General features: G+C 69.1%; 2 protein-coding genes. Both read left to right on the top strand.

The genetic code is table 11. The annotated features are described in order from the left end of the window. Positions 1-694 (top strand): GAF and ANTAR domain-containing protein (locus tag ACSDR0_RS50610; RefSeq protein WP_435296135.1); only part of this gene is annotated, 694 nt, incomplete at its 5' end. 34 nt (positions 695-728) lie between these two features. Next, positions 729-1,374: GAF and ANTAR domain-containing protein (locus ACSDR0_RS50605; protein WP_435296134.1), on the top strand; the 646-nt coding region annotated here is incomplete at its 3' end.

Genomic DNA, 1,374 nt, shown 5'->3' with positions numbered 1-1,374 from the left:
CGCTCGCGATGACGGCAAGCCGGTCTCCATCGACACGGTGTGCCTGATCTGCGCGCAGGCGCTGCGCGCCCAAGGGGTGAGCGTGGCCCTCAACGACCGGCTCATGGGCTACGAACCGGTGTGCGCGAGTGGTTCCGGCGCCTACCGGCTGATGGACTTACACGTCACGCTGGGCGAGGGCCCGGGATGTGACGCGCTCGCCGGGGACCGGCCTGTGTTGGTCGGCGACCTGGCCGAGGACGGCACGCAGCGGCGCTGGCCGATGTTCGCCCCGGCCGCCGTGCAGGCAGGCGTTCGAGCGATCTTCGCGTTCCCGCTGCTGCTGGGGGCGATCTCGGTCGGCGTGCTGGAGATCAGCCGCGCCGGCGCGGGATGGCTGACGCCGCAGGAGGCGGCTGACGCGCTGGTGTTCGCTGATGCGGCGTTGCTGGTGCAGGTGCAGCAGCTGGCGACCCCGGACAGCGCCGCCGGCGAGCCGAAGGAGCTACGGTGGGGGGCAGCCGAACGCTGGGCGGAGGTGCACCAGGCCACCGGTATGGTCGCGGTCCAGTCCCGCACCGACCTGAGCACCGCGTTCGTGAGGCTACGCGCCCACGCCTTCGCCGACGAGCGCAGCCTGCTGGAGGTGGCCCGCGACGTGGTGGCACGACGGCTGCGATTCGAACCAGACCGATTCGAACCAGACTCGGTGTAAGGCGACCACAGACAACGAACCGCCGGATACGGGCATGGACCTCAGAACGAAGGTGAAGACAGTGCTCGACCGACGGACAGCCCAGACTTTCGTGGAGCTGGCCGACACGCTGGTGGTCGGCTTCGACGTCATCGATTTGCTGCAGACATTGGCTGAACGCTGCGTGGATCTCCTCGACGTCGACGCGGTCGGCATCCTGCTGGCAGACCAGCGCGGAAGCCTGACCCTGGTGGCGGCCTCCACCGAGCAGGCCCGGCTGCTGGAGTTGTTCCAGCTGCAGGACGAGGAAGGCCCCTGCCTGGACTGCTATCACAGCGGGCAGATGGTGGCCTGCTCCGACCTGGCCGCCCACCCGCAGCAGTGGCCGCGCTTCACCGCGGCGGCTCACCAGGCCGGCTTCGCCGCGGTGCAGGCCTTCCCCTTGCGGCTACGCGACCAGGTGCTGGGAGCGATGAACCTGTTCAGCTCCGCCCCCGGGGCTCTGTCCCCGGAGAACACCTCTGTCGCCCAGGCGCTGGCGGACGTGGCCACCATCGGCATCACCCATGAGCGGACCCTGCGTGAGCACCAGCTCATCACCGAGCAGCTGCAACATGCCCTCAACAGCCGCATCGTCATCGAACAGGCGAAGGGCATGCTGGCCGAACGCGGCCAGATCGACGTCAGCGAGGCATTCGTCC

Source organism: Streptosporangium sp. G11 (assembly GCF_051192615.1).
In the GTDB taxonomy this organism is placed as follows: domain Bacteria; phylum Actinomycetota; class Actinomycetes; order Streptosporangiales; family Streptosporangiaceae; genus Streptosporangium.
Note: the sequence above shows the minus strand (reverse complement) of the source record. Positions and strands in the feature narration are given on the sequence as shown.